The organism is Parasynechococcus marenigrum WH 8102 (assembly GCF_000195975.1).
Classification (GTDB): Bacteria; Cyanobacteriota; Cyanobacteriia; order PCC-6307; family Cyanobiaceae; genus Parasynechococcus; species Parasynechococcus marisnigri.
The window spans coordinates 1805378-1828054 of the sequence record NC_005070.1; the positions used below are offsets into that span (position 1 = coordinate 1805378).

A 22677-nucleotide genomic window follows, 5' to 3' on the forward strand; every position below is an offset into this window, starting at 1 on the left:
CGGCTTCAGGTGAAGACACGGTTAATAGCGATCCCTACGGTCCGATCAATCGATTGCAACACGTGGAACGCCCGAACGACATCACGACCCAGCTCGCTGTGGCCTGCCTCGGCGCTGGCGTGATCACCACCGTGGCCGTGGCCCAGGGACAGAATCCGATCACGGCTCTCGGCATCACCGTGTTCTCAGCCGTGGCTGCTGTGATGCTCGGACAGGTTCTCTGATCGGCTTGCCATAGGCTGCCGGCGCCTCCTCTGCAGGATCCGTGCTCGACCAGCGCCTGGTGCGTGAGAATCCCGATGCCATTGCCACCGAACTGGGGCGTCGGGGCAAAGCCGTTGATCTCACCCGGCTTCAGGTGATCGCACAGCAGCAGCGCAAGCTGGAGGAAGAGCGCAGTGGACTCCAGGCCGAAGGCAACCGCATCGGCAAGGAGGTTGGCCAGAAGATCAAAGGGGGTGCCGACCCCAAAGGTGAAGAGGTCGCTGAACTCAGGCAGCAGGGCAATGCCATCAAGCAGAAGGTGGCTGTGTTGGAAGAAGAGGAGAAGCACCTCTTCACGCAGCTGAAGGAACAACTCCTCACCTATCCCAACCTGCCTTCACCGGACTGTCCTGAGGGAAAGGACGAAACCGACAACGTTGAGCTGCGCCGCTGGGGCAGCCCAAGACAGGAGGAAGGGCTGGAGGAGCACTGGCAGATCGCCGAACGACTCCACCTATTTGACACCGAGCGATCCGTCCGCATCGCCCAGAGCCGTTTTGTCACCTTGATGGGACAGGGCGCCCGATTGGAACGGGCACTGATCAATTTCATGCTGGACCTGCACACCAGCAAGGGCTACCGGGAAGTGATGCCTCCGGTGCTGGTGAACAGCGCCAGCCTCACGGGATCGGGGCAGCTGCCCAAATTCGCCGATGACTGTTTCCGTTGCTCGGAGGACGACCTCTGGCTGACCCCCACCGCCGAGGTGCCGGTGACCTCACTGCATCGCGACGAGATCATCCCCGCCGATCAGCTGCCGCTCCGCTATGCGGCCTACAGCCCCTGTTTCCGCCGGGAAGCCGGCAGTTACGGACGGGATACCCGAGGCCTGATCCGTCTGCACCAGTTCAACAAGGTGGAGCTCTACTGGTTCGCCCACCCGGACCACTCCGCAGAAGCCCACGCTCAGATCACCGCCGATGCCGAAGCCGTTCTTCAGGCACTGGAACTTCCCTACAGGGTTCTTGATCTCTGCACGGCAGATATCGGCTTCTCAGCGCAACGCACCTACGACCTCGAGGTCTGGTTGCCGGGCGCAGAGGCTTACCGGGAGATCTCCAGCTGCAGTGTCTGCGGAGATTTCCAGGCCCGGCGTTCTGCCATTCGCACCAAGGAAGGTAAATCCACCAAACTCGTGCACACTCTCAACGGCAGTGGTCTAGCTGTCGGCCGCACGATGGCGGCTGTGCTGGAAACCGGCCAGCAATCCGATGGCAGCGTTCTGCTGCCGAAAGCTCTGGTGCCCTACGTCGGCGATGAACGACTCCAGCCAGAATGACCTGAATGCGCGATTGAGAACGGCATGAATGTGTTTGCGGCTCTGGCCGTTCTGGCGCTGCTGATCGTGGTTCACGAGGCTGGTCATTTCCTTGCCGCCACCCTGCAGGGGATCCGGGTCAGCGGCTTTTCGATCGGTTTCGGCCCGGCACTGATCAAACGCCAGCGGCGCGGTGTCACCTACGCGATTCGGGCCCTGCCCCTGGGGGGATTCGTCGCCTTTCCGGATGATGATGAGGACAGCACGATCCCGGCCGATGACCCGGACCTGCTGCGCAACCGCCCCATCCCGCAGCGAGCCCTCGTGATTGCCGCGGGAGTACTGGCCAACCTGCTGCTGGCTCTCGTGGTCATGTTTGGACAGGCTGCCCTGGTGGGGTTGCCTGCGGAACCTGATCCGGGGGTGCTGGTGGTGGCGGTTCAACCGGGAGGAGCCGCTGATCGGGCTGGGCTGACCCCGGGTGATCGTGTCCTCAGATTGGAGGGAGACCTTCTTTCGGCAGGCCAGGAGGGCGTCAGATCCATGGTGGAGACGATCAAAAGCTCCCCCGATCAGACGCTCAAGCTCCAGCGCGAGCGGGATCAGCGTTTGGAGGTGATCAACATGACGCCGCTCAACCAACAAGGGCAGGGACGCATCGGCGCCCAGCTTCAAATGAACCTGAGCGGGGAAGCCAGAACAGCAGCCAACCCAGGAGAGTTGATCAGCTACACCCTCGGGGAATTTCAGAACCTGCTGCAGCAGACGGTGGCGGGTTACGGCGGCCTGATCACCAACTTCCGGGCCACCGCGAGTCAGGTGAGTGGTCCGGTGAAGATTGTGGAAATGGGGGCCCAGCTCAGTGAGCAGGGAGGTTCAGGCCTAGTGCTGTTCATGGCGCTGATCTCGATCAATCTGGCGGTGCTCAATGCCCTGCCTCTGCCGCTGCTGGACGGCGGACAGATGCTGCTCCTGGTGATTGAGGCCATCCGGGGTCGCCCGGTGCCCGAGCGTCTGCAGCTGGCGGTGGCTCAATCGGGTTTCCTGTTGATCGTTGGATTGACCTTGGTTCTGATCGTGCGGGACACCAGCCAGTTGTCCGTGGTTCAGCAGCTGATAGGGGGGCGCTGATGACAAAGAGACCCTCCGTGTAAACTCCTTGGTTCGTCCTACCGCCGCTCCAGAGCTGCATGGCTAAGAAGTCGATGATCGCCCGCGACGTCAAGCGCAAGAAGATGGCCGAGCGATATGCGGCCAAGCGTGCAGCGCTGATGGCGGCGTTCAATGCAGCGGACGATCCCATGGATCGTCTGGAGATTCATCGCAAGATTCAGGCGCTGCCCCGCAACAGCGCCCCTAGCCGCATCCGCAATCGTTGCTGGGCAACCGGCAAACCCCGTGGCTACTACCGCGACTTCGGCCTCTGCCGTAACCAGCTGCGCGAGAGGGCCCACAAAGGCGAACTTCCTGGCGTTGTGAAGTCCAGCTGGTGAGATCCGCTGTTGACCCAACAGCATGAGTCGTTATCCAAGGGGAGCTTCGGCTCCCTTTTTTCATGCGCGGATGCGGTGAAATGTCAAACTGTTGGTTGACAAGTGGACATAAACCGTCGTGCAAGGACAAACCCAGTCGATCTCCTTTGATGGACGCGAGATTCGACTGACCACCGGACGTTTTGCCCCCCAGGCGGGCGGATCCGTTCTTGTTGAATGCGGAGACACCGCCGTGCTGGTGACCGCCACCCGCTCCGGCGGACGGGAGGGCATCGATTTTCTGCCTCTGATCTGCGATTACGAGGAGAGGCTCTACGCCGCTGGTCGGATCCCCGGCAGCTACCAGCGGCGTGAGGGTCGTCCCCCCGAGCGGGCCACCCTCACCGCCCGTCTGATCGACCGGCCGATGCGGCCCCTGTTCCCAGCTTGGCTGCGGGACGACCTTCAGGTGGTCGCCACCTGTCTGTCCCTGGACGAACGTGTCCCGGCGGATGTGCTTGCCGTGACCGGTGCCTCCATCGCCACGCTGCTGGCGGGCATTCCCTTCAATGGTCCGATGGCGGCCGTGCGGGTGGGCCTGCTCGGCGATGACTTCGTGCTCAACCCGAGTTATCGCGAAATTGAACGCGGTGATCTCGATCTGATCGTCGCCGGCACCCCGGATGGTGTGGTGATGGTGGAGGCTGGTGGCAACCAGCTACCCGAACAGGATGTGATCGAAGCGATCGACTTCGGTTACGAAGCGATCTGCGAATTGATCAAAGCCCAGGAGCAACTGCTGAAGGATCTGGGCATCGAACAGGTGAAGCCGGAGACCCCCACGCAGGACACCACAGTGCCGGCTTACCTGGAGAAGCAGTGCACCAAGGCGATCAGCGAGGTGCTCAAGAAATTCGACCAGACCAAGGATGAGCGCGACAAGGCCCTTGATGCCATCAAGGCGGAAGCCGCTGAAGCCATCGCCGGCCTGAAGGAGGACGATGCCATCCGTGTGGCCACCGCCTCCAATTCGAAGCTGCTCGGTAACAGCTTCAAGGCGCTGACCAAAACCCTGATGCGCCAGCAGATCCTCAAAGACGGCAAGCGAGTAGACGGTCGCGCCCTGGATGAGGTGCGGGCCATCAGTGCCTTGGCTGGGGTCCTCCCTCGACGGGTCCATGGTTCCGGCCTATTCCAGCGTGGTCTCACCCAGGTGCTCTCCACCGCCACCCTGGGCACACCCAGCGATGCCCAGGAGATGGATGACCTCCATCCCAGCACCGAGAAGCTGTACCTGCACCACTACAACTTCCCGCCTTATTCCGTCGGCGAAACCCGACCGATGCGCTCCCCAGGACGCCGCGAAATTGGTCATGGCGCCTTGGCCGAACGGGCCATCCTGCCGGTGCTTCCCGCCAAGGACACCTTCCCTTACGTGGTGCGGGTGGTGAGTGAAGTACTCAGTTCCAACGGCTCTACCTCGATGGGCTCCGTCTGCGGCAGCACCCTGTCGCTGATGGATGCCGGAGTCCCCCTCAAGGCACCAGTGAGCGGTGCGGCCATGGGCTTGATCAAGGAGGGCGATGACATCCGCATCCTCACGGACATCCAGGGAATCGAAGATTTCCTCGGCGACATGGATTTCAAAGTCGCAGGCAGCGAGAAGGGCATCACGGCCCTGCAGATGGACATGAAGATCACCGGTCTGCCGGTGAAGACGATCGCCGAGGCGATCAACCAGGCCCGTCCAGCCCGTCTGCACATCCTTGAAAAGATGCTGGAGGCGATCGACACACCACGCGAAGGCCTGTCCCCCCATGCCCCGCGCCTGCTGAGCTTCCGGATCGATCCCGAGCTGATTGGCACGGTGATCGGTCCCGGTGGCCGCACGATCAAAGGCATCACCGAGCGCACCAACACCAAGATCGACATCGAGGACAGCGGAATCGTCACCATCGCCTCCCATGACGGTGCGGCGGCTGATGAAGCTCAGAAGATCATCGAAGGCCTCACCCGCAAGGTGAATGAAGGCGAGGTGTTCTCAGGATCGATCACCCGGATCATCCCCATCGGTGCCTTCGTCGAGATCCTGCCTGGCAAGGAAGGCATGATCCACATTTCTCAACTCTCCGAAGCCAGGGTGGAGAAGGTGGAGGACGTCGTGAAGGTGGGTGACGAGGTCACCGTGCGTGTTCGGGAAATCGACAACCGCGGCCGGATCAACCTCACCCTGCGGGGCGTGCCCCAGAGCGGCGACGGTGCCGGGGAGGAGCCTCAGCCCACCCCTGTGGCACCGCTGAGCTGATCAAACCTGAAAGCCGGGATCGATCTCGGCCATCGCCCGCGTCGCACGCTCTCCGAGCTCGGCGTGGGCTTTTCCATGGCTGGCGATCAGGCAACCGGCCTGACGCACATCGCCAGTGTTGTAAGCGAGGTCCGTCTGATCAGCATGCGTGAAGCGTCCACCGGCCGCCAGCAACACGGCCTCAGGGGCCGCCATGTCCCAATCCTTGGGGGCACTGCGTCCGGACAGGGAGACGTAGAGATCAGTTTCGCCCCGCAGGATGGTGGCGACCTTGTAGCCAACGCTGCCCACCGCCTTGGAACCTCCAAGCGCGAGAGCGTCAATCAGCTTCACCAGACGGTCGTCGCGGTGGCTGCGACTGGCCACCAGGATCAGATCCGAAACAGCGGTTCTATCGCTGAAGCGAACGGGCGAGCGCTCACCCTGACGGTCCTCGCACCAGGCGCCCTCGCCGACGATGCCGATCCAGAGTTCGTCGGCTTCCGGCAGCAGCACCACCCCTAGCACGGGACGTTGCCCCCGCACCAGTGCCAGATGAACGGCGTATTCGCCAGTGCCCTGGAGGAAATCCTTGGTGCCGTCCAAGGGATCCAGGATCCAGAGCCACTCCGCCTGCAGCGGTTGGCCTTCCGTGAGCTGCTCCTTGGCCGTTTCTTCACTGAGCAGGGTCCAGTCAGCCTTGGGAAACGCAGCTGACAAGCCATCCAGCAGCCATTGGTTCACGGCCAGATCAGCAGCAGAAACAGGGCCTTCACCGCCATCGTCGACGCTGAGAGCCTTGGGGAAGCCATGGGGCGGTTGCTCGCCGCGGGCATAGGCCCTGAGGATGTCGGCAGCCCCCCAGCTGAGGCGACGGAGTTCTGACAACAGAACGTCCTGGTTGACGCCGGCAGGCAGGACGGCAGGGCTTGGCATCATGATCAGGACAGGCGCTGGCCATTGTGATGCAGCGGGACGAGCCAGCCTCCGGATGCCTGTATATCGTGGGCACACCCATCGGTCACCTTGGTGATCTCTCACCGCGAGCCAAGGCGGTCTTAGCTGGGGTGACCGTCATCGCCTGTGAAGACACGCGCCACAGCGGCCAGCTGCTCAGCAGCCTGCAGGCCAGCGGCCGAAAGCTGTCCTTTCATCAGCACAACACCCGCACCCGAGTGCCGCAGCTGCTGCAGGCGCTGAGCGAGGGCGAAAGCGTGGCGGTGATCAGCGACGCCGGACTTCCCGGCATCAGCGACCCCGGCGAAGAACTGGCAGCGGAAGCGCGTAGCGCAGGGTTTGAGGTGATCTGCATCCCTGGCCCCTGCGCCGCTACGACGGCTCTGGTCAGCAGTGGACTGCCCAGTGGCCGCTTCTGCTTCGAGGGATTCCTGCCGGTTAAAGGAAAAGAACGTCGACAGCGCTTGGAGCAGATCTCCACCGAGCCGAGAACCACCGTGTTCTACGAAGCACCGCACCGATTGCTGCCGCTCCTCCAAAGCTTGGCCGAGCACTGTGGTGCCGAGCGCCCTCTGCAGGTGGCGCGGGAACTGACCAAGCGACACGAACAGCAGGTTGGACCAACCATTGCGGCCGCCCTGGAGCACTTTCAGACGCAACGCCCCCAGGGGGAATTCACCCTTGTGCTGGGGGGGTGCCCAGCACAAACACCATCAGAACATGATGACAGTGAACTGCTGGCGCGATTGCAGGAATGCATCGCTAACGGTGCTAGCGCCAGTGATGCAGCTCGGCAGCTCGCCCTGGAGAGCGGCATCAGCCGCCGACGCTTGTATGCATTGCTTCACCAGGAGCCATCAGACTGAGGCCATATCGCAGATCCTTGATGTTGTTACGTCTCCGACTGATGCTGATCAGCCTGGGGATTGGAACAGTGCTGTTCATGCTTCTGTGCCTGGGGGCTCAGAACCTCAAAGACCGCCACAGTATCCAGGTTGGATCCTCCCGATCGGTACCGCTGCCAACGGGCTTCCTGGTGGGACTCTCGCTGGTGATCGGTGTGGTCAGCGGCGGAAGTGCAGCTGCCGTGATGTTGCCGGAGCAACACTGGGACTGATCCATCAGCCCTGCGCCGCTGCATCCAGCGCGATCAGGCTCCCATCCATGACGAGACGGGTAATCCCGCGAGCCAACAGGTAGGGACTCGTGCGTTCAAAGACTGCCGTGTCAGGAACTTTGATCACCCGCTGACTGCGACCGCACTGGCGTTTGGCAGCTCGAGGATTGCCATAAAGAAACAGGCCCTGCCGATCAAGCTCGGACTCCTCGAGATGAGCAAGTTCTGGGAAATCTCGCAGCGGGCGGGCATCGAGCTCCACCACCTTGTCCACAAGCATGTAAACGCTGTTCGGCAGAGAGCCTGCCTGCAGCGGCTGCACCTCCACTGGAAGCAGATCACTGAGATTAGCCACCCCCACCAAAGGCACAAGTTCTGTGAAGGTCTGGCTCGCTTCGGAGTTGTCGTCAGCGGCAACCCCTTCCTCCTCATGGGCTGGATCCGTGTCCTCACCGAAGTCGTCGGCATCGTCCAACGCCAGGGTTGCAACCGTTTCAGCGTTGTCTTCATCCTGCTCGGCGGCACTCGCTTGCACCGCATCAGCTGTTGCCACTGCCACAGGAGCAGCCTCCGCGACTGGCGTCACTGTTCCGGTCTTCAGGCGACTGGCCTTGAGAGCGGCGTAGGCCTCTGGGGGCAGCAGCGCCTTCACCGTGCGAGTCACGGTGTTTGGGCTGCAACCGAAGACCTCCGCCAGGGCAACAGTGGACTCTCCAGCCTTGTAGCGACCCACCAGGTCCTGCTTCTCGCTTTCGCTAAGACGACGTGGGGCCATCAATGTCGTTTAGGAGCTCCAAACTCTAGGAGCTTTAGGTGGCTGGCAGAATGAAATCGGCAGCTCCCTTAGCTCAGCTGGATAGAGCAACTGCCTTCTAAGCAGTCGGTCGATGGTTCGAATCCATCAGGGGGCGTTGACAGCTAAATCCCTTTGGCATGGCAGCAAGATGGCCATGGGAGGTCTGGGAAGGCAAAAAGGCTTTTTTCGAGACCTGTTGGGACGCTGGTGATACCGACCATGCGAACTCAAGCTTGTTGACTGCTGGCAAATTCGAGGTCAGCCCAGGTCAGTCCAACCCATTCCAGTCCTTCCTGGATGTCGTTCTGAAGTGCAGCAGCCTCTTCCACAGCATCCATCTCGATGAGATCCAGATATTTCTGGTACTCAGCCATCCAGGCGATGAGATTCGGAGTGCTGTTCGTCATTCGTCGATTCTTAAGCCTCGACCGTCCGAGAGGCTGGCATCTTGGATACAGCTTCCGTTGAAGCCCAAGCTTCCTCGCGGTTGCAGGACAGAGGGATGGCGACCCCCGCGAAGGTGCAGAAGACTTGCCTCAACGTTCAGAACATTCCAACCAAGTACTTTGTCTTGGTCGAAAGGAGCTCTTGGCAAAACGGGTCGCACTGATGCTCACGACAGCAGCGTTGTGGTTTGTCCAATCAGTCCATGCCTCTGAATGCGTCACCGTGACGAGCAACAACGATCCAAGTCGTGATGGCATGGTCTGCAAGCGTATAGCCAGAAGTAGCACCAACGGAATTGGCTTTTGGAAGTGCTGCCCCAGTGAGAACACGACAAACGACTAACCAGCCCGCCTTGAACATGGGCATAGTCTCCTGCTGGCACTCATCTCAAGCCACCCACCAAGCAATAAAACAAGCACCAATAGGCTATAATGAAGATGTAAATGCCAGCGAGACATCAAGGTCAACTTTTGCAATTCACAGAGAAAGATTCAAAGAAACAACAGCATCTAAAGCAAGCGGATGCATATTTCAGGCAAGCTCAAGCCTTGATCGAGTCCAGCCAGGATTGGCAGGCATGCGGCTCCCTCATCCTCAAGGGATTATCAGAGGAACGTAAGGCCTCGAATTCGGGTGTTCAGGTGCTGAACGTCATTCGTCAGCGCCCCAAGACACGTGTTGAATTCAGTTTTCGAAGCTGAATTTGTTCTTAACAATTCATGTGAGAGTATCGCCTAGTTAGAACATAACTTAAAATGCTCTTCACGACCTCTCCAAAGGGTTGCTTGGAGCAGCCACGCTTTACTTCATCCGCTTGCTCGTGATCAGATTGCCGGGCCTGAGCGACAGCGAATCTCGCTTTGCAACAAACTCTTTCGGTGTCAAGGTTGCTTTGTTCTGGCTCTTCGAATTGCTGATCTGCAATCTCGATCGGGAACGCGCCTTTTGTGCCGTGGTGGGGAAAGGTTTCGTTCCCTGCCTGCTGAGCTTTGCTTTGATGGACCTGCTCGTCATTCCACGGGTCAGGCGCAGACTGCGCAGGTGACCAGGACACGTCCTCATGTCGATCGAAACCCTCGAGCAAGTCGTGGCTGTGCTGGTCACGGCGGGGCTCGTCGCCGGAAATTTCCTGATGTTCACCCCATGGCGCGATGGCCACGATCCGCGTGAGCGCTGGCCCACCCACAACACCAACGATCAGCTGTCGGCGAAGTGTGATTCTGCCAACCGCTGCAACAGCTTCAGGGATTCCAGAACCTCCAAGCGTTTCTGCGCTTGAGCCAGCATCGGCTTGCCATGGGGCACACAGGAATCGATCAGGGAGGCGGCCTCTGAGGCTTCCGCTTTGACCCAGGTAAGGCAGCGGTCGATCTGCTGAGCCACATTGCCCTCCTTGAGGGCACCGGCATAGTTCGGCCAAGCAATGGCGAGGAGCAACAACCGCAACGCCTGATCGGCGCTCTCCTGATCGGGGCGAAATGCGTCAGTCATCAAACACCGTGATGCCACTGGCCTGTTCCTCGAGATGGGCAGCTCGATCCAGCACCGCCTTCAGGACCTCTTCAGCAGATGGATCCAGACGGAGTTGCTGCAAGGTGAACGCCACATCCCTGGTGGAGGTCAGCACTGCTGGGGACACCTGCTCCAGCGGAATGGCCGGCCCTCGGCGGCGCCGTTTCTTCTCATCGGCCTGCGTTCCCGCGTCTTTTGCCATCTCAACGGCGTGGCTCCGCTCATTCTGACTCCCATCGCCATGTCCTCCAGAGCACAGGCAGTGGCACAGTGACAATCAACACGACAACGAAAGCATGGTCCTGAACAGTCGACCGGCCGAGAGCCGTGAGTGCAGCAGCTGCGGTAGAACGCTGTCGCTCAATTTCTTCGCGCTGGACACCCGTGAGTGCCGTCGCTGTGAAGCGCGGCGCAGCAGCCAGCGTCAGACCACGCTTCAGGAGTCGGCCTAGAGCCCCTCGAAGCCACTGAACAGGGCATGCCGTTCAAGATCCAGATTTCTAACACTCACACCTAGCAGTTGCGCCACCACCCGACCGTCGATCAACACCTGGCTGCCATTCCCAACTGAATCCAAGGTCACCGCACTGACATCAACATCGAAGACCAGTCGATCCTTGCGAGGGTTGAAGTCGGTCACCTTCACCAGTGCGCCGTGTTGGGCTGAAATCCAGAACTGATCCCTCCCTTTGCCACCGGTGACCCGGTTGCCATCGCCACCGCCGGCAACCAGAACATCAGCGCCTTTCTTGCCCTTGAGCAGATTGTCAGCCCTGTTGCCAATCAGAACGTCATCTCCCTTGCCACCGATGGCGATCTCAATCACACAAAGCCCGGCAGACTGGCCGACATTTCTGCCGTACCAGTCGTGGGCAATGGTGAAACCACCGAACACATCCTCCGCACGGCTGACGTAGCCGCCGGCGTTGACGTCATCACCAAGGGTCGCGTTGCGCAGATCGATGGTTACAGGAGCTGTGGCACCACCTGCCGTGATGCGGTCCACCCCACCGGTGTCCCAGATCGCACGCCACCCCGTTCCCTCGCGATTCTCCAGCGGCAAGGTGTAAGTGTCGTCTCCAGAGGCGGCGTCAGGATTAATTCCGTACATCCATTGCAATGCAGCAATGTCCAGTGCACCAAGCGTTTGTAAGAAGCCATAGGCTTCGATTGAACGTGGAACCATTCCATTACGAGCTCCCTTATCGACGTAGGTGAGCTGTGTGAAGGGGTGGGCGTTCTGGTCGAAATCGCCTTTGTCGCGAAATTCATTCGACCTGTGCGTCAAACCAGGGAAACGGGGTTGACCGAACAGTCCCCTGTCATGGGGATGCTTGAGGCCAACGGCATGACTGAGCTCATGCAAAAACGTAATGCCGTAAAAGCTGCCGGAGGCAATCGAATTCTTGAAGCTGCCATCAGCGTTCTGGTAGGTCGACCAATTGATGGCAACCAACCCTTCATCAGAGTCGGTGCCGGGGGTGTAGGCGAAGCCATAGCTGCCCTCTGACTGACGTTGATCGAGGTTGTAGTACCAGATCTCCACCCCATCGTCATTGTCATCTCCGCGGTCGTCGAACTGAAGAGAACACACCGCAGAGATTTCCTCCATGGCACCCTCCATGAGCTGGCGTTCTTGATCACTCCAACCCCAGGAGGGGTAGCCCCCGAACTCACCACCAGGAAGATCAAATGTATCGCTAATGAAGGTGGTGCCGACAGCAGGGTCGGTCGCTGTGGTGCCCCAGCGGTAGCCGTCCGTCAGACCATCAATCCAGGCATTGCCGGAACGAGGTACTTCGATTGCAGTTTTGTAGGCCAAGAGGCAGCCGAAGAATTTGGTGTCGGTTTAGTGCCAAAGCCAACAACACCAGGCGACCAACCGACATCATCATCGCAACACAATGGTCCTCATGCAGACCCCTCGTCCGATCAACGATCCCTCCACTGGTTTGGTGGGATTGGTTGCCATCCTGCTGAGCGTGCTGCTGCTGCTGGGTCAGTCCTTGTTCATCGTTCCTGCCGGACAGGTGGCCGTGGTCACCACCCTGGGCAAGGTGAGTGGAGGCTCACGTCTGCCGGGCCTGAATTTCAAGATCCCCCTTGTCCAGGCGGTCTCTCCCTTCGATGTCCGCACGCAGGTGAGGCCCGAGGAATTCGCCACGCTGACGAAAGACCTTCAGGTGATTGAGGCCACCGCGACCGTGAAATACGCCGTCCGCCCCAACGAAGCCGGACGCATCTACCGCACCATCGCCAGCGCCGATCGCGAGATTTATCCGCGCATCATTCAGCCCTCCCTGTTGAAGGCTCTCAAGTCGGTGTTCTCGCAGTACGAGCTGGTGACCATCGCCACCGAATGGAACGACATCTCCTCACTGGTGGAGCGCACAGTGGCCGAGGAACTCGACAAATTTGACTATGTGGAGGTGCGCGGCCTCGACCTCACCGGCCTGCAGATTGCTGAGGAGTACCGAGCAGCCATTGAGCAAAAACAGATTGCCGAACAACAGCTGCTGAGGGCTCAGACTGAAGTGAAGATCGCCGAGCAAGAAGCCATCCGCTACGACACCCTTAATCGCAGCCTGGACGACCAGGTGCTGTTCAAGCTGTTTCTTGACAAGTGGGATGGCCGCACAGAGGTGGTTCCGGCACTGCCTGGCACACCAGGGGGCACACCTCCGGTCATCGTGGGCCGGAAGAACTGACGATCCCTAAGCGTTGACCGTCGATCAACAACACCTGCTGGAGGAAGGTGATCGCCTGGATGAGTTGCACCGCAACTACGACGGCGACGCCAAGCTGAATGAGTCCTTTCTGGTGCTCACTCTGTGTGCCAGTTTGATCGCCACCCTCGGCCTTTTGGCCGACAACGCTGCTGTTGTAAATGGAGCCATGGTGGTGGCCCCCTGGATCCTGCCGCTGCGGGTGGCCGTCTTCGCCGTGTTGATCGGTGACTGGCGACTGCTGCCCCGTTCGGCCTCACTCTGGTGGCCGGCGCCCTCGTCACCACGCTGCTGTCGATGATGCTTGGGCTGATCGCTCAAGCCAACGGCCTCCTGACCGTGGATGCCTTCTCAGGGGAGATCCAGAGTCGGTTAAGCCCAACGCTCCTGGACCTGGGAATCGCCCTGGCCGCCGGTGTTGTTGCCACCTACGCCAAGGTCACCCTGGGGCCGTGAGTTCCATGGCTGGCACGGCGATTGCCGTAGCCCTGGTTCCACCGGTCTGCGTGATGGGGCTGATGCTGGCGGCAGGTGACTACACGGACGCGCGCGGTGCCGGGTTGCTCTATGCCGCCAATCTGTTGGGCATTTTGATCGGGGAAATCTCGGTGCTGGCCATCCGGGAGCCCTACTTCCGAGACAAGCTGCGCCGGCAGCGACGGTCCCGATTGCTGCTGTTGCTGGCCCTGAGCCTGGCCAGCTGGGTGGGATTCAAGCTCTACGGCCGCTATGAACAACACCTCTATGCGCTGAAACGAGACAACGCCAAGGTCAGGATCGAAGAGAGAATCGCCACGTACTTAAAGCAACGAACCCAGACCTTCGGCAGCAATGACTCTCTGGAGCTGGAAAACGTCCTATTTGACTGGCCGGATTACTGGAGCAGCAATCAAACCCCGAAGATTCTCCTGGTGGTTCGTGTCACCAACCCAGCAACTCCAAGCTACAAACAACTTCAATACATTCAGGACCGCATCAACGAGAAACTAAGCGAACAATTTGACGGATTAAAAATGCAGATGAAAGTCCAACGCATCAATGTCAGCGTTGTTTCCGGAAGTGAAGTGATGGACAGCATCAATATCAAGACCATTCTCGATCAAGCTGAATCCCCTGAAGAGACGCTTCAACCCAATCCATCACCTCCAGACTCTCACCAAGCTGAGGTGTCAAGCGTCCATCAAGGGCCTGAAGCGTCAGACCTCAGCACCACCCCTTGAATCAACCAGGCTTGCGCAACCGCATCAGTCCCCAGCTGAGGCGTCCCTGCTGGCCACCGTCCACCCAGTGGCCAAGGCCCACGTCCATCCGGTCGAGATAACCGGAACTGATGCTGGTTTCCAGCTCTGCACGGCGTAACCGAGTGTCCTGCCGGACCCGGTCGTAGTGACGCACCAGCATCTCGGTGCGTTCATCCCAAACCTCCATCGTCAGGCCAACCGCCTCTCCCCAGGCCTTGTAACGACTCGGTGAGGCAAGGTCGGGGAGGTGAATGCGGTCGAGGATCGGCTGCAGCAATCCCATCTCCACACCATCGGCCGCCATCGGGTCGGTGAACACAAAACATCCCCCGGGCTTCAGCAGGCGGGACACCTCGGCCAACACCTTGGCTCGATCGCCGGCATGCAGGATTGCATCCTGACTCCACACCAGGTCTGCACTGGCATCGGCCATAGGCACCTGCTCAAACGAGGCATCGTGCACCGTGATCTGCTGCTCCAAACCGGCATCAACATTCAGTCGACGATGGCGATCGTTCTCAACGGCCGAGATGTTGATGGCATGAACCGGTCGCTCACTCCAGCGAGCAAGGCGCCGGGATGCTCCGCCGTAGCCCGCCCCAAGATCCACCACACATCCTCCTTGAGGTAGAGGATCGGCCAGATCAAGCAGGGCATGCACCGTGCGGTCACTGGCCGTTGCGATGGCCTCATCCGGCGTTGCATACAAACCGATATGAATATCCTCCCCACCCCAAACCTGTTCGTAAAACTGATCAGCGTCCTGACTGTCGTAGTAGGTCGCCGCAACGGAATCCGCCGCACAGCCGTTCGTCGTGCCCATCTGCCTCAGTGCATGGTGGTGTCGACGTCGAAGCGATATTCCTTCTCCGCGACATGAACATAAAAATCGGGATTTTCAAAGTCCCGCTGATAATCACCAAAGCTGGTGATCTGCTGGAACCCCACCTCAGACATCAGACGGCGGACGTAGCCGTAGCGCAACGGGAACATGTTGAGGTGATAGACCCCACCATCACTGAAGGAATAGCGGAAGCGAGCCAAACCTTCATCTACATGCTCGGGACCAACTTCCACATCTTTTCCGCAATAGACATTGCCTTTGCCCTGTCGAACGGCCGATCCACCCTCCAGCAGCCGGTCGTAATTGCGGTGATCAAGAATCAAGATGCCATTGTGCTTCAACACGGCGTAATACTCAGCCAGAGCTTTACGCCGGTCCCGCTCCTTGAACAGGTGGGTGAATGAATTACCAAGACAGATCACAGCATCAAACTCACCGTGAATGTCACGGTTGAGAAAACGCCAATCCGCCTGCGATGTCCTCAGCAGCTGATCTCTGTTACGAGCATTGCGAAACGCCCGGGCCAGCATGTTGGGGCTGCCATCCGCACTGACCACATCAAATCCTTCCTCCAACAATCGGATGGAGTGAAAACCAGTTCCGGTGGCTACATCGAGCACCGAACGAGCACCGTGCTCCTTAAGCAGACGGATAAAGAAATCACCCTCCGCTTCAGCCCGTGCATTCCAGTCGATCAATCGATCCCAGCGATCAGTGAAGTCTTCGATGTACTCCTGCTGGTAGTGATCCGTCTCGCGAACCGATTCAGGAGATTGTCCAAAACGCTGCTGATCGTCCTGCGTTTGCAATGGATGGTTCTGCGTTGACGTCATTCCAAATCAATTCGAAGTTCAAACAGGCTCCTTGACGTTCATCAAGGCAAGGACAATCCAAACCCGAATGAATAAAATGAAGCCTTTGTGATCTGCAATCACACTTCTGAAACCTAGTCACAGCCTGGCTGGTTGTCAGTGATTGAGAGAACAATTGGCCTCCAGCAGCACAGATCAGACCACAAGATCCACTGCCGCGCAGTCAAACACAGAGAATATTTCAACAATCAAAAATCGAGCTGAACATGCCTAACCTTTTATTAGCGGGTGTTGGGCTGTCATGAACGAGCCGATCCGCCTTAGGCAGGTCTGGAAAAGCTTCGGCGGCAGGCCAGGAGCATCGCCAGCCGAACTGCTTCAGTCCTCTGACGCCAGGGTTGCTGTCCAGGACGTCTCCCTGGAGGTCAGGGCCGGTGAGATCTTTGTGGTGATGGGGCTATCCGGATCCGGCAAGTCCACCCTTTTGCGGATGATCAATGGCTTGATCATCCCCAGTCTGGGGATTGTTGAGATTGAAGGGCGACCGCTGCATCAGTTCAACCGAGGCGAACTGCGTGCTCTCAGGCGGCGCAGCATGTCGATGGTGTTCCAATCCTTCGCTCTGTTTCCGCAGCGCAGCGCCCTGGAGAATGCAGCCTTCGGGCTTGAAGTGGCAGGCGTCCCACACCGCCAACGCCTGGCCAGAGCTCAGCAGGCGCTGGAGCGGGTTGGCCTCGGTGGGGATCTGCACCGCAAGCCGGATCAATTGTCCGGCGGCATGCGTCAGCGGGTCGGTCTGGCGAGGGCTCTGGCGTTTGATTCCCCCGTCCTGCTGATGGATGAAGCCTTCTCGGCGTTGGACCCGCTGATCCGTGCAGATATGCAGGATCTGCTGCTGGATCTGCAACGGGAACACCGGCGCACCATCGTCTTCATTTCCCATGATCTGGATGAGGCCGTGAGGATCGGAGATCGCATCGCGTTGATGCAAGACGGACGTCTTCTGCAGTGCGATACGGCGGAAACGCTGTTCCGCGCCCCCGCCGAGCCGGCCGTGGCTGAATTTTTCCGTGGTGTTGATCCCGCTGGCGTCCTCACGCTTGGAGCCATTGCCGAGCCATCGCCTCCGACTGACGGATGGGATCCCAAGGATCCCGACCTCACCGTGCTCTCCTCAGCCATGCTGCTCAAAGAGGCCATGCCGATCGTCACCGCCGCCAACGGACCTGTGGCGGTTGTAGGCAACGATCACCATCTGATCGGCTCGGTGTCACCCAACACCATCCTGCGGGCGCTCAGTCGATGAGTCATCTCTTGAGTGAGCTGTGGCTGGCACAGGCCAGCGAAGCCGGGGCGGTAGGCGCGACAGCCGACAGCATTGTCAACTGGCTGCTTGGCAATGGCGGTGCCCTGTTCAGCCTGATCAACACCGTCATCCTTGTGCTGACGGCGATCGTCGAACAGCTGCTGAACGCACCCGCCCCCTGGCTGCTCGCACTGGTGGTGGCCCTGCTTGGGCTCTGGCGCGTCAGTGCCGCGTTCGGTCTTCTCAGTCTTCTCGGACTGAATCTGGTGCAGGCCATGGGCCTGTGGGAGCTGATGGTCAGCAGCCTGGCCCTTGTGCTGACTGCCTCCTTGCTGGCCCTCGCGATCGGTCTTCCTTTGGGTGTGTTGGCTGCCCGGCAACGGAGCATCTGGCAGCTCACCCGTCCGCTGCTGGATCTGATGCAGACCATGCCGGCCTTTGTGTACCTGATTCCCGCAGTGATGCTGTTCAGCACCGGCGCCGTTCCTTCGGTGATCGCCACATTGATCTTCGCGATGCCACCGGTGGTACGGCTCACCGTTCTGGGCATCCGCCAAGTACCGGCGGATCTGATCGAAGCCGGGCGATCCTTCGGCTGCTCCGAGTGGCAGTTGCTCACCAAGGTGCAACTGCCTAATGCCTTACCCACGCTGATGACCGGCGTGAATCAGACGATCATGCTGGCGCTGTCAATGGTGGTGATCGCCTCAATGATCGGTGGTGGAGGGCTGGGTGATGTGGTGTTGCGGGGCATCCAGCAACTGAACATCGGCCTGGGCTTTGAGGGAGGCCTGGCCGTGGTGATCCTGGCGGTCATCCTGGACCGGCTCAGCCAGAGCCTCAGCACACCCCCCAGCCGATCCGTGCGGGATCGGGTCCGCAGCCTTGCCATGCTTTGGAGGATTCGATGAACAAGCTTCAGCTCTGGCGACGACGCAGTGTGCTGCTGGCTGGCTTGGGTCTGGCGGGTGCCTCCCTGCACAACCTGGCCAGTCGCCCTGAAGCCGACACATCCGCCCCGGCGACGAACACCCCTGCATCAACGTCCCAGGTTCAGTCGACCAACGACCGCAACCCTGCCAGTGCCCCCTTGAAGCTGGGCTGGTCGCCATGGGCCGATGCCGAAGTGGTGAGTCTGATGGCGACGCAGCTGATCGAATCGGAGTTGAATCAACCGGTGGAACGGGTGATGGCAGACATCGGCATCCAGTACCAATCCGTGGCCCGCGGCGATCTGGACCTGATGCTGATGGCCTGGCTGCCAGGCACCCATCTGGATTACTGGAGCAAGGTGCGTGATCGGGTGCTGGATCTCGGGCCGATGTATTCCGGCCGGCTGGGCTGGATCGTGCCCGACTATGTGCCAGAGGAGGTGATTGCCAGCATTGAGCAACTCCAGGATCCGCAGCTGGCGGCTCGCTTTGATGGCCGGGTCCAGGGCATCGACCCCGGGTCCGGCCTGAACCAGGCCTCACTCAAAGCCCTGAATCAATACGGATTGACGTCGATGGAGCTGGTGGCGTCCAGCAGCGCGGCCATGGCTGCTGTGTTGGCCCAGGCGATCGACGAGCAACGCTGGCTGATCGCCACGAGCTGGACCCCCCATTGGATGTTTGCCCGCTACAAGCTGCGCTTCCTTGACGACCCCAAGGGCAGCTTCGGAGCAACAGAACGCATCCATGCCGTGGCACGCCAAGGCCTGGATCAGCTGCATCCTGCGGTGACAGCGTTCCTCAGCCGCTTCCATCTGCCTGAGAGCGACCTGGATGGCTTGCTATTGCAGGCCCAGGAGTCATCCGCCGAGACCGCGGTATCGATCTACCTGGCCCGCCATCCCAATCGGGTTCGCTACTGGACAACCGGAGAGATCTAGAAGAGCACGAAATCGTATACATATTGAATCAATATCAACTCGATATCGTGCCTTGTTTAGCGCTGCGGATCAGATCAACCGTTCATCAATCCCCTTTGGCCATTCGGATCGCGCCCGATCGCGCAGCATCTCGAAATCGTCAAAGCTGAAGCCGGGGCCGACGCAACAGCTCACCAGGCTGTAGTCCCCTTGGCTACGCGCTGCCATCCAGACCCCCGCTGGAACCCAGGCCAAGGGCTGATCCTCACTGATCACCTGTTCATGGGATCCGTCTGCAGCATCGGAATGTTGGAACAAGCTGAGGGGGACGCCACTGAGGAAGGTCCAGATCTCATCACCACCGTGAACGCAGTGCCAGCGACTCACATCCTCGGCACCGAGCAGAAACAGCACGGTCGTGATGGCACTGCGCTGCTGGCCATCGGGCCTTGTGACCTGAATGGAGCTCCGTTGCACTTCCCGATACCAACCGCCTTCTGGATGAGGCTGCAGCCGCCAACGGGCCACGAGGGAGTCCATCAAGTCCAACGCTGATCAGAACGCAGGCCGCCAACGTTGGCACAACAAAAAGCCCCCACCGATTGGTGAGGGCTTTCCGATTCAGTTGATCTGAATCGCTTGTTCTATTCCCGAGGGAACAGGTTGATTCCAGATCAACCGATGGCAGGAACCTGCAGAGCCACAGGAGTGGACTCAGCAGCAGCCAGGTCGAGGGGGAAGTTGTGAGCGTTGCGCTCGTGCATCACTTCCATGCCGAGGCCGGCACGGTTCAACACGTCGGCCCAGGTGTTCAGGACGCGGCCCTGACCATCAAGGATGGACTGGTTGAAGTTGAAGCCGTTCAGGTTGAAGGCCATGGTTGACACGCCCAGGGCGGTGAACCAGATACCGACAACAGGCCAGGCAGCCAGGAAGAAGTGGAGGCTACGGCTGTTGTTGAAGGAGGCGTATTGGAAGATCAGGCGACCGAAGTAACCGTGGGCAGCCACGATGTTGTAGGTCTCTTCCTCTTGGCCAAACTTGTAGCCGTAGTTCTGGGACTCGGTCTCGGTGGTTTCACGCACCAGGGAGGAGGTCACCAGGGAGCCGTGCATGGCGGAGAACAAGGAGCCACCGAACACACCTGCAACACCCAGCATGTGGAAGGGGTGCATCAGGATGTTGTGCTCAGCCTGGAACACCAGCATGTAGTTGAACGTGCCGGAGATGCCCAGGGGCATGGCGTCAGAGAAGGAGCCCTGACCGAAGGGGTAGACCAGGAAGACTGCAGAGGCAGCAGCGACAGGTGCGCTGTAGGCGACGCAGATCCAGGGGCGCATGCCCAGGCGGTAGGAGAGTTCCCACTCACGACCCATGTAGGCGTAGATGCCGATCAGGAAGTGGAAGACGACGAGCTGGAAAGGACCGCCGTTGTACAGCCACTCATCGAGAGAAGCGGCTTCCCAGATGGGATAGAAGTGCAGGCCGATGGCGTTGCTGGAAGGAACAACAGCACCGGAGATGATGTTGTTGCCGTAGATCAGGGAGCCAGCGACAGGCTCGCGGATGCCATCGATGTCAACCGGAGGAGCGGCGACGAAAGCGATGACGAAGCAGATGGTGGCAGCCAGCAGGGTGGGGATCATCAGCACACCGAACCAACCGACATAAAGACGGTTGTTGGTGGAGGTGACCCACTCGCAGAAGGCCTGCCAGCTGGAAGCGCCGGAGCGCTGCTGGAGGGTGGTGGTCATGAGAACGGAAAGGAGTGTTCCCGAAGGAACGGTTTAAGGAAGGGCAGGTGTGCCCTGCCTCACGCCAATGTAACGGAAGGTTGAGAGGTGTGTTCGGTTATTGCGCCAAGCAACTTGGACAGCCCTGTCAGGGACTGGCCAGCTCACAAAGATTTAAGGTTCTGGTGTTAGCCGGAGTGCGCTTTGGTCCTGATTCGTTGGCACCACGCCGGACGTCGTTTAGAGGAAACGGTTCCTCTCGAGCATGCCCGTCACCGGCGCACCGAATTGGAGGCTCAGGGAGCCACGGTTTATTGGAGCGAGCGACTGGTCCCGACCGGGCTCAGCTGAGACGCTGAAACAAAGCAAACGCCTGTGCGTCAGATGAAACCCCGTCAGCTCGCAATGCCATTCATGGCATTTGCTTGCCTGTGCCTCAGCAGTTGCGGCACACGTTCGTCGTCCACCGGCGGCGACCAAACCAGCCAAGCGGCCCTTGAGCGCCTTGAACTGCGGGTCAATCAACTAGAGCGAAAACTGAGCTCCGATAGCCCTGGCAAGGCAGAGCTCGATCAGAAAGTCCCTGCCGGACCGCTTCAGTCCCTCACCCTTCGCCTGGGGACGGACGACGATCGTCTGCGGCTGTATTGGGCCGATGGTCAGTCGAGTGATCTGCTCTGCAGTGAGGAAGGCAAAGGTGTCTGGGCCTGTGGTTAAGCCACCCCGAACCGATCAGAGTGGATCAACGCCATTCGCCGCGCCGATGCGTCTGATCAGCCTTCTGCTCGCAGCAATGAGCCTGGCCGCTCCCACGGCCCAGGCCCAGACGCCATACACCCACGCCCAGACCAAAGCAGCCAACCTGGCCAGGATGCGGGCCGAAAAGCTCAATGGTGGTCTGCGTCTGTACCGCGCCGACCGCTGCATGTACGTCACCCGCGGTGTGGACTACCTCGTCTCTGCCGACGAGAACGGCTAGAGGTTCAGCTTCAAAGGAGGGGCACCGGGATGGCAACAGCAAAGTCCCCCTGACCCAACCGTCGAAACCGAAGTGCTGATCTCTATCGATGGCGATGAAATTCTCGATGTTCCCTACAACGGGCCACTTCGCTGAGGCTCAGCCCATCAGCTGCTCCAAAGCTTGCCCCCAACTCGGATCGATGGGCCAGACCTCCCGGCGGGTCAATGAAAAAGCGATCCTCTTTTCGGCATAGGCCGCCTCATTGATGAACAGAGGCCAGGTCTCTCCTTCATCCGCCTGAAGCGGCACCGTGCCTCCGCGAGGCAGTTCAAACATGGCCGCTCCATCCATCAGCGGCCGCCAATCCTGTCCCTGCAGCTGTGGATGAACCATGGCAGCTGCACAATCACGTTGATCACGCGGCAAATCAACACTGCCGAGGTGACGATGCACCACCAGGTTGTGGGGGTCCCGGCCCGTACCCGCACGCGCCGCGGCCAATTCCTGACAACACGTCTCGAGAGCGATCCGGGTTTGGCGCACCACCAGTGCATCCAGGACCCCCTGAGGCACGGGCCCCACTTCGATCACCAGCCCGCAGGGCCACTGCTCCACCAGAAACCCTGTCTGAGCGGCATCGGCCTCATGCAGGTAGATCGGCAGTCCAAGAGCCCCTTGCACCCGTGCAGCCAGTGCCAGATCGGCGGGGCGACGGCCGTACACGACCAGGCAGCTGCCCATGGCTGCTGTGGTGCTGTGCAGGTCCAGGGCCACCCGGCAGGGGGTCGCGCCGTCGGGGCCGTGCCAAGCGAGGAGCTGCCGGGCGCGCTGCAATTCCTGCTCCTGCCCCCCCTGATTCAACAGATCCGCGGTGAAGCAGCGGTTGAGATCTCGGTCGACGTAGCGACGGTTGGCTGTGCGGGCCTCGGGATTGCCGATCTCCAGAGCCAGAGAGAGCCCCGCGGCATCCAGCAAATCGTGCTGATCACGCCACTGGTCCACCAGCCAGGCCCCATTGATTTCGTTGCCATGGGTGCCACCCACCACCAGCACATCGCAGCGGGTCATCACAAGCTTCTGAATCCCCTGACTGAA

General features: G+C 59.9%; 30 protein-coding genes and 1 tRNA gene. 20 read left to right on the plus strand and 11 right to left on the minus strand.

The genetic code is table 11. The features are described from left to right. Nucleotides 1-62: 62 nt before the first annotated feature. The 5 genes from TX72_RS14510 to TX72_RS09545 all read left to right on the plus strand — a co-directional run bounded on the left by TX72_RS14510 (nt 63) and on the right by TX72_RS09545 (nt 5299). Nucleotides 63-224, plus strand: a complete 162-nt coding sequence (locus TX72_RS14510) for a hypothetical protein (protein ID WP_173358505.1) — start codon at nt 63-65, stop codon at nt 222-224. A gap of 41 nt (nt 225-265) precedes the next feature. Continuing rightward, complete coding sequence (gene serS, locus TX72_RS09530; protein ID WP_011128752.1) at nt 266-1543, plus strand: serine--tRNA ligase; 1278 nt, start codon at nt 266-268, stop codon at nt 1541-1543. 24 nt (nt 1544-1567) lie between these two features. Then, entirely contained in the window at nt 1568-2653 is a 1086-nt protein-coding gene (gene rseP, locus TX72_RS09535) for an RIP metalloprotease RseP (protein ID WP_011128753.1), read from the plus strand. Between the two features lie 59 nt (nt 2654-2712). Next, nucleotides 2713-3015 (plus strand): 30S ribosomal protein S14, encoded by a 303-nt coding sequence (rpsN, locus tag TX72_RS09540; protein WP_011128754.1) that lies wholly within the window; start codon nt 2713-2715, stop codon nt 3013-3015. 118 nt (nt 3016-3133) lie between these two features. Then, nucleotides 3134-5299, plus strand: coding sequence for a polyribonucleotide nucleotidyltransferase (locus TX72_RS09545; RefSeq protein ID WP_011128755.1), 2166 nt, complete (start codon nt 3134-3136; stop codon nt 5297-5299). Here TX72_RS09545 and TX72_RS09550 read toward each other — a convergent pair whose 3' ends face one another. Continuing rightward, nucleotides 5300-6217, minus strand: a complete 918-nt coding sequence (locus tag TX72_RS09550) for a 3'(2'),5'-bisphosphate nucleotidase CysQ family protein (RefSeq protein WP_011128756.1) — start codon at nt 6215-6217, stop codon at nt 5300-5302. A 26-nt stretch (nt 6218-6243) separates the two neighbouring features. Between TX72_RS09550 and rsmI the strand changes: the two genes are divergently transcribed. Both rsmI and TX72_RS09560 read left to right on the plus strand, forming a co-directional pair. Continuing rightward, nucleotides 6244-7101: a 16S rRNA (cytidine(1402)-2'-O)-methyltransferase gene (rsmI, locus tag TX72_RS09555; protein ID WP_042503781.1), complete on the plus strand. Its 858-nt coding sequence runs from the start codon at nt 6244-6246 to the stop codon at nt 7099-7101. A gap of 20 nt (nt 7102-7121) precedes the next feature. Beyond that, nucleotides 7122-7352 carry a hypothetical protein gene (locus TX72_RS09560; protein WP_011128758.1) on the plus strand — a complete coding sequence of 77 codons (231 nt, stop codon included), beginning with the start codon at nt 7122-7124 and terminating at the stop codon, nt 7350-7352. Between the two features lie 4 nt (nt 7353-7356). On the opposite strand, the gene TX72_RS09565 is transcribed toward TX72_RS09560, so the two are convergent. After that, nucleotides 7357-8127, minus strand: a complete 771-nt coding sequence (locus TX72_RS09565) for a helix-turn-helix domain-containing protein (RefSeq protein ID WP_042503783.1) — start codon at nt 8125-8127, stop codon at nt 7357-7359. Between the two features lie 62 nt (nt 8128-8189). Between TX72_RS09565 and TX72_RS09570 the strand changes: the two genes are divergently transcribed. After that, a tRNA-Arg gene (locus tag TX72_RS09570) sits at nt 8190-8263 on the plus strand. A 112-nt stretch (nt 8264-8375) separates the two neighbouring features. Here TX72_RS09570 and TX72_RS09575 read toward each other — a convergent pair. Then, on the minus strand, nt 8376-8555 hold the full coding sequence (locus TX72_RS09575; protein ID WP_011128760.1) for a hypothetical protein: 180 nt from the start codon (nt 8553-8555) through the stop codon (nt 8376-8378). A gap of 821 nt (nt 8556-9376) precedes the next feature. Between TX72_RS09575 and TX72_RS09585 the strand changes: the two genes are divergently transcribed. After that, nucleotides 9377-9640, plus strand: a complete 264-nt coding sequence (locus TX72_RS09585; RefSeq protein WP_225867693.1) for a hypothetical protein — start codon at nt 9377-9379, stop codon at nt 9638-9640. Between the two features lie 152 nt (nt 9641-9792). On the opposite strand, the gene TX72_RS09590 is transcribed toward TX72_RS09585, so the two are convergent. Both TX72_RS09590 and TX72_RS09595 read right to left on the minus strand, forming a co-directional pair. Beyond that, nucleotides 9793-10086, minus strand: coding sequence for a hypothetical protein (locus tag TX72_RS09590; RefSeq protein WP_011128764.1), 294 nt, complete (start codon nt 10084-10086; stop codon nt 9793-9795). Beyond that, nucleotides 10079-10309: a hypothetical protein gene (locus TX72_RS09595; protein ID WP_011128765.1), complete on the minus strand. Its 231-nt coding sequence runs from the start codon at nt 10307-10309 to the stop codon at nt 10079-10081. Before TX72_RS09595 ends, TX72_RS09590 begins: the two co-directional genes overlap by 8 nt. 94 nt (nt 10310-10403) lie before the next feature. On the opposite strand from TX72_RS09595, the gene TX72_RS14265 reads away from it, so the two are divergent. Next, nucleotides 10404-10559: a hypothetical protein gene (locus tag TX72_RS14265; RefSeq protein ID WP_158305752.1), complete on the plus strand. Its 156-nt coding sequence runs from the start codon at nt 10404-10406 to the stop codon at nt 10557-10559. On the opposite strand, the gene TX72_RS09600 is transcribed toward TX72_RS14265, so the two are convergent. After that, a complete protein-coding gene (locus tag TX72_RS09600) occupies nt 10556-11929 on the minus strand; it encodes a M10 family metallopeptidase C-terminal domain-containing protein (protein WP_042503790.1) in 1374 nt (457 codons plus the stop codon). The two genes, TX72_RS14265 and TX72_RS09600, sit on opposite strands and share 4 nt — an antisense overlap. A gap of 91 nt (nt 11930-12020) precedes the next feature. Between TX72_RS09600 and TX72_RS09605 the strand changes: the two genes are divergently transcribed. Genes TX72_RS09605 through TX72_RS13640 form a run of 4 tightly spaced genes read left to right on the plus strand, consistent with a single transcriptional unit; the run spans nt 12021 to nt 14053 of the window. Further along, on the plus strand, nt 12021-12815 hold the full coding sequence (locus tag TX72_RS09605; RefSeq protein ID WP_042504428.1) for a prohibitin family protein: 795 nt from the start codon (nt 12021-12023) through the stop codon (nt 12813-12815). A 13-nt stretch (nt 12816-12828) separates the two neighbouring features. After that, nucleotides 12829-13134: a DUF389 domain-containing protein gene (locus TX72_RS14760; protein WP_011128768.1), complete on the plus strand. Its 306-nt coding sequence runs from the start codon at nt 12829-12831 to the stop codon at nt 13132-13134. Continuing rightward, nucleotides 13134-13289, plus strand: a complete 156-nt coding sequence (locus TX72_RS14890) for a DUF389 domain-containing protein (RefSeq protein WP_404824911.1) — start codon at nt 13134-13136, stop codon at nt 13287-13289. Before TX72_RS14760 ends, TX72_RS14890 begins: the two co-directional genes overlap by 1 nt. 5 nt (nt 13290-13294) lie before the next feature. Continuing rightward, the gene (locus tag TX72_RS13640; RefSeq protein ID WP_011128770.1) at nt 13295-14053 is read left to right on the plus strand and encodes a DUF389 domain-containing protein; all 759 of its coding nucleotides are present in this window, start codon (nt 13295-13297) and stop codon (nt 14051-14053) included. A 1-nt stretch (nt 14054) separates the two neighbouring features. On the opposite strand, the gene bsmB is transcribed toward TX72_RS13640, so the two are convergent. Both bsmB and bsmA read right to left on the minus strand, forming a co-directional pair. Continuing rightward, nucleotides 14055-14897 (minus strand): dimethylglycine N-methyltransferase, encoded by an 843-nt coding sequence (bsmB, locus tag TX72_RS09615; RefSeq protein ID WP_011128771.1) that lies wholly within the window; start codon nt 14895-14897, stop codon nt 14055-14057. Between the two features lie 5 nt (nt 14898-14902). Beyond that, a complete protein-coding gene (gene bsmA, locus TX72_RS09620; protein ID WP_011128772.1) occupies nt 14903-15751 on the minus strand; it encodes a glycine/sarcosine N-methyltransferase in 849 nt (282 codons plus the stop codon). A 280-nt stretch (nt 15752-16031) separates the two neighbouring features. Here bsmA and TX72_RS09625 point away from each other — a divergent pair, with 280 nt between their 5' ends. From TX72_RS09625 to TX72_RS09635, 3 genes are read left to right on the plus strand one after another with little or no spacing between them, the layout of a single operon-like run. Then, complete coding sequence (locus TX72_RS09625; RefSeq protein ID WP_011128773.1) at nt 16032-17036, plus strand: quaternary amine ABC transporter ATP-binding protein; 1005 nt, start codon at nt 16032-16034, stop codon at nt 17034-17036. Next, a complete protein-coding gene (locus tag TX72_RS09630) occupies nt 17033-17947 on the plus strand; it encodes an ABC transporter permease (protein ID WP_011128774.1) in 915 nt (304 codons plus the stop codon). The genes TX72_RS09625 and TX72_RS09630 overlap by 4 nt, the downstream gene beginning before the upstream one ends. Then, a complete protein-coding gene (locus tag TX72_RS09635) occupies nt 17944-18909 on the plus strand; it encodes a glycine betaine ABC transporter substrate-binding protein (RefSeq protein WP_011128775.1) in 966 nt (321 codons plus the stop codon). The genes TX72_RS09630 and TX72_RS09635 overlap by 4 nt, the downstream gene beginning before the upstream one ends. A gap of 69 nt (nt 18910-18978) precedes the next feature. On the opposite strand, the gene TX72_RS09640 is transcribed toward TX72_RS09635, so the two are convergent. Together TX72_RS09640 and psbA are read right to left on the minus strand one after the other, a co-directional pair. After that, a complete protein-coding gene (locus tag TX72_RS09640; RefSeq protein ID WP_011128776.1) occupies nt 18979-19428 on the minus strand; it encodes a cupin domain-containing protein in 450 nt (149 codons plus the stop codon). 134 nt (nt 19429-19562) lie between these two features. Further along, nucleotides 19563-20642 (minus strand): photosystem II reaction center subunit D1, encoded by a 1080-nt coding sequence (gene psbA, locus TX72_RS09645; RefSeq protein WP_011128777.1) that lies wholly within the window; start codon nt 20640-20642, stop codon nt 19563-19565. 183 nt (nt 20643-20825) lie between these two features. Between psbA and TX72_RS14515 the strand changes: the two genes are divergently transcribed. From TX72_RS14515 to TX72_RS14765, 3 genes are read left to right on the plus strand one after another with little or no spacing between them, the layout of a single operon-like run. Beyond that, entirely contained in the window at nt 20826-20972 is a 147-nt protein-coding gene (locus tag TX72_RS14515) for a YWSERL motif small protein (RefSeq protein ID WP_173358506.1), read from the plus strand. A gap of 33 nt (nt 20973-21005) precedes the next feature. Beyond that, nucleotides 21006-21338 carry a hypothetical protein gene (locus TX72_RS09650; RefSeq protein WP_011128778.1) on the plus strand — a complete coding sequence of 111 codons (333 nt, stop codon included), beginning with the start codon at nt 21006-21008 and terminating at the stop codon, nt 21336-21338. Nucleotides 21339-21384: 46 nt separating this feature from the next. Continuing rightward, nucleotides 21385-21600, plus strand: a complete 216-nt coding sequence (locus TX72_RS14765; RefSeq protein ID WP_225867694.1) for a hypothetical protein — start codon at nt 21385-21387, stop codon at nt 21598-21600. A gap of 138 nt (nt 21601-21738) precedes the next feature. On the opposite strand, the gene TX72_RS09660 is transcribed toward TX72_RS14765, so the two are convergent. Further along, nucleotides 21739-22650 (minus strand): aspartoacylase, encoded by a 912-nt coding sequence (locus TX72_RS09660; RefSeq protein WP_011128780.1) that lies wholly within the window; start codon nt 22648-22650, stop codon nt 21739-21741. Nucleotides 22651-22677: the final 27 nt, after the last annotated feature.